Annotated in this window: 6 protein-coding genes; 4 read left to right on the top strand and 2 right to left on the bottom strand. The window is 68.3% G+C overall.

Going from position 1 to position 4,202, the window contains the following annotated elements; all coding sequences use genetic code 11:
* Together PLE19_23890 and PLE19_23885 are read right to left on the bottom strand one after the other, a co-directional pair.
* The coding region (locus PLE19_23890) for a hypothetical protein (GenBank protein ID HPD17990.1) at positions 1-250 on the bottom strand (250 nt) is incomplete at its 3' end.
* Positions 228-641 (bottom strand): site-specific integrase, encoded by a 414-nt coding sequence (locus tag PLE19_23885; GenBank protein HPD17989.1) that lies wholly within the window; start codon positions 639-641, stop codon positions 228-230. The genes PLE19_23885 and PLE19_23890, both read right to left, overlap by 23 nt.
* Positions 642-791: 150 nt before the next feature.
* Between PLE19_23885 and PLE19_23880 the strand changes: the two genes are divergently transcribed.
* The 4 genes from PLE19_23880 to PLE19_23865 all read left to right on the top strand — a co-directional run.
* Positions 792-2,468, top strand: coding sequence for a hypothetical protein (locus tag PLE19_23880; protein HPD17988.1), 1,677 nt, complete (start codon positions 792-794; stop codon positions 2,466-2,468).
* Positions 2,465-3,046: a hypothetical protein gene (locus tag PLE19_23875; GenBank protein HPD17987.1), complete on the top strand. Its 582-nt coding sequence runs from the start codon at positions 2,465-2,467 to the stop codon at positions 3,044-3,046. The genes PLE19_23880 and PLE19_23875 overlap by 4 nt, the downstream gene beginning before the upstream one ends.
* Before the next feature lie 18 nt (positions 3,047-3,064).
* On the top strand, positions 3,065-3,322 hold the full coding sequence (locus tag PLE19_23870) for a hypothetical protein (GenBank protein HPD17986.1): 258 nt from the start codon (positions 3,065-3,067) through the stop codon (positions 3,320-3,322).
* A gap of 15 nt (positions 3,323-3,337) precedes the next feature.
* Positions 3,338-4,202, top strand: an 865-nt coding sequence (locus tag PLE19_23865) for a hypothetical protein (protein HPD17985.1), incomplete at its 3' end; no start/stop codon positions are given.

The raw sequence follows: 4,202 nt of genomic DNA, 5'->3' as shown, positions 1-4,202 counted from the left end.
CCTTGACGCTCGTCTTCACCTTGTCCACCGAGCCGGGCGCCTTGGGCGAGCCGTCGGGCTTGCGCGTGACGGGGGCGCCCGTCAGGAACCGGGCGAGGGCGTCGGTCGTGATGGCCTCAAGCTCGGACTCGGGGCCGAGGGCCGCGGCGAGCAACCCCAGGTCGTGGAGGTAGCTTCCGATGGTGTGGCATGAGTGGGCGTTGGCTTCGAGCTGGGTGCGAAAGCACTCAATTGCCAGGCTGAGCTTCATGGGTTTCGGCCTCCGGCTCCTGTGTCTGCTGGTTGGCGGCCTGCTGCTTGCGGCGGCGCTTCGGCATGGCGTCCTGGGGGAACGCGATGGCGGCAACGTGGCCCTGGGCCTGCGCCCACTCCAGGAGCATGCGGAGCACGCGGACGATCTGGTCGATGGTCGGCTTCGCGCGCTCCTTGCCGTTGGGCTTCTTGAGCAAGGCGTCGCTCTTGAGGAACCGCCCGACGTCGGCGGGCCGGAGCGTTTTCAGTGTCTTGGCCTCGCCGAAGAAGCCGGCGATGGCCTCGAGGGCCTTCCCATACGTCCTCACGGTGTGCTCGTTCTTCCCTGCCGCCCGCAGGTGCTCCAGGTACTGCGGTGCGGCGTCCTTCAGGGTCAACTGGCTGGGCATCGTGGCCTCCTTTCGATTGGTTCTGCCCTGGCCTTCGCGGCGGCGGGCCGTCCCGCTGACGGGCCTCGTGCCGTCCGCTCAGGACACATAGGGGCATAGGTCGCCGCGAATAGCAAGGCCAAAGATGAGATTCTTTTCGGGGGCGTAGCCGTGGCAAAGAGAGCGTGCAAGGGGAGCCTGCCCGACGGCACCGGGTGCCGCGTGGCCGCGGTCAAGGGCAGCGACTACTGCTTCTGGCACGACCCGAAGCGGCGGGCGGCCCACAGGGATGCCGCGCGGCGCGGAGGGCGAGCGCGGGAGCCGGTGCTCTCGCCGGACGACAGGGAAGCCATCATCGCACGGCTCGAGGACCCCGTCCTCTGGGGCGAACACTACCTGCGCAACCGCGACGGGTCGCGGCGGCGCTACTGGCCCCACCAGGTCGAGGACCTGCGGTGCCCGGCGTTGAACATCGTCCACCAGGACGGCAGAGCGGTCGGGAAGACGATCTCGCTCAGCACCGACGTGCTGCACTTCGCCTTCACGGGCCGGGGCCGGCAGGGGCTGATCGCCGCGCCGCACCAGGGCCACCTCGACACGATCATCGACGAGGTCGAGCACCAGATCAACGCCTGCGAGGAGTTGAACGCCAGCATCGCCAAGACCGCGCAGGGCCACCCGAAGATCGTCCGCAAGCCGTACTTCCGCATCGAGTTCACCAACCGCTCGGTCCTCCACTTCCGCCCGGCGGGATCGTACGGCGACGCTTTCCGTTCGCTCCACGTCGACCGGCTGTGGGTGGACGAGGGGGCCTGGCTCACGGAGAAGGCGTGGCAGGCGCTCCGCCAGTGCCTGAAGGCGGGCGGGGTGTTCCGCATCTACTCGACGCCGAGCGGCGTCCGCAACACCACGTACTTCCGCATGACCGAGGCGGAGGAGTGGAAGGTCTTCCGCTGGCCGAGCTGGCTGAACCCGGCCTGGAGCGCGGAGCGGGAGGCGGAGCTGGCCCAGTTCTACGGCGGGAAGGACACGGCCGCCTGGCAGCACGAGGTCGCCGGCGAGCACGGCAAGCAGGTCTACGGGGCGTTCAGCGCCGAGGGCCTGGGCCGCTGCCTGAAGACCTACGACGAGTACCAGGCGGTCTCCATCACGGGTGAGTCGCTCGCGGAGTGCGAGTCGGAGGCAGCGGCCTTCAACCGCCTGGAGATGTTGCTCAACCTCGGGCCGCAGGACGGGACCTTCTGGATCGGAGGCGACCTCGGCTACACGAACGACCCGACCGAACTCGTCGTCTTCCACGAGACCTCGGACGAGGGCAAGGTGCGGATGAAGCTCGTGCTGCGCGTCCACATGGAGCACGTGGCCTACCCGCACATCTCCGAGGCCATCGCGCTCCTGGACCGCTACTACGCCCCGCTGGGCATCGGCGTGGACAAGGGGGGAAATGGCCTCGCGGTGGTCCAGGAGCTGACCACGCTGGACAAGTACCGCCAGCTGAACCTGGAGTCGAGGCTCCACGGCTACGACTTCGGCTCGGCCATCACCATCGCCGAGCAGAACGGGCAGCTCCTCAAGAAACGCGCCAAGGAGCACATGACGAGCCTCATCAACGGCGCCCTCCACAGGGGGGAGCTGCGGCTGCCCGAGGGCGACGTCGAGCTGGTGGACCAGTTCACGACCCACAGCTACCAGCTCGTGGGCAGCAACACCATCTTCTCGAAGGGCAACGACCACATCGTGGACGCCGTGCGGTGCGCGATGCTCGCCCGCGACCAGCGCCGGCTCGACGAGGTGGAGGTCGTCGTGCCCAGGCTCCAGTTCTACTGGACGGACGAGATCTTCCCGTGAGCAGGAGTGCAGACGTGTACGAGATCGTGCAACGCATCCTCGACGGCTTCATCGGCTGCCTGGTGCCCGAGATCGGGGAGGAACTGGTGGTGTCGTCCCTCGGCATCGCCAATGGGCAACGAGTGCTCCTGCGGCAGATGGAGAAGCTCTGGTCGCTGCGGCTGGACACGGTCGTCGAGGTCGGGACGCGGGAGGGCGTGCTGACGGCGCTCTTGAGCCGGTTCGCCCGGCAGGTCATCTCGCTGGACGTGGACGAGTCGCCGCACATCCGGCCCGTTCTGGAGTTCGTGGGCGCCCGCAACGTGGCGCACCTGCCCCTGGAGAGGCGCGCGATGCCGCTGCTGCGCGAGCGGTTGAAGTTCAACCTGGCCGTCATCGGCCCCACGGATGCGGCCGACGGCTCGGCCTGGGCCTTCGCCCACACGAGACACTGCGGGCGGGTCTTCTTCCGCGGCTACGGCGCCTCGGCCGAGGACCCCCAGGTCACGCGCCTGGTGGACAGGCTGAAGACGGGCGCGGTGAGTCGGGAGGAGCCCTTCGTGTGGTGGTGCGTGGACAAGCTCGGCATTCTGCCCTGACGGAAAGGAGAGCCTGCAATGGCAGAGAACGAGGTCAAGGCGGTGTCCCGCTGGGCGAGCCGGCGATTCCTGCTGGCTGTGGCGGGGATGGTGGTGTCGGTCCTCGTGACCGTGGGCGTGGTGGCCCCGGCGGGGACGGACGCGGCGGTCCAGGTCATCGTCGGCGCGGCGACCCTGGTGCTCAACGTCATCGGCTACCAGGTCACCGAGGCCGCGGTGGACAAGGCGCGGGCCGCGAACGGCAACGGCAACGGCGGCAACGCCGAGGCCGAGTAGGGAGGGACGGCGACGATGCAGGTCATCGGCCAGGACAGCGACGGCAAGCTCTCGACGGTCGCGGTGGAGCCGCGGGGCCTCGCGGCGGCCGCTGCCCTCGATTCCGGCGTCTTCCGCGCGCTCAACGTCGAGGAAGCGGTGCCGGAGGCGTGGGAGGAGCGCGCCAAGCTGGCCTGGGAGTACTACACCGAGGAACCCATCGTCAAGAACGCCGTCAACGCCTGGCGGACCTTCGCCATCGGCGACGAGGTCGGGTTCAACTGCGAGGACGAGGAGGTCGAGGCCGAAGTCTATGAGTTCGCCGAGCGCGTGGGCCTCGACGCCTTTGTGCGCGACATGGTCCTCCAGCTCCTCGTGAAGGGCGACTGCGTGGGCTACAAGGCCTATACCGACAAGGGCGACGACATCGCCGCGGTCCAGTGCATCAACCCCGTCTCGGTCAAGCTCAAGCTCGTCCAGGGCGAGCTGACCGAGGCCAAGCAGTTCCCCGAAGAGGGCGCCATCGGCGAGGGGATCAGCCTGCCCCTGGAGCAGCTCGTCCATCTCAAGTGGGACGCGCCGAGCTTCTCCCCGCGCGGCAACTCGATGGTGCTCCCCGCGTTCCACGCCATCGCGCTGCTGCGCGACTACCGCAAAAGCGAGTCCGCCATCGCCAAGCGCTGGACCACGCCGCTCCGGTTCGTCCAGGTCGGCGGGCAGTTCGGCTCCAAGCTGGTCATGCCCGACCAGGGGATGCTCGACCAGATGCGCAACTCGCTGAACAAGTCCGACATCAAGGCGGGCCTGGTCGTCCCCTTCTACTGCGACGTGAAGACCTACGGCACCGAGGGCGAGGTGCTCAAGACCGAGGACAAGGTCAAGGAGATCAAGGAGGACATCA

This window comes from Planctomycetota bacterium, from assembly GCA_035384565.1.
Lineage (GTDB): Bacteria > Planctomycetota > PUPC01 > DSUN01 > DSUN01 > DAOOIT01.
Note: the sequence above shows the minus strand (reverse complement) of the source record. Positions and strands in the feature narration are given on the sequence as shown.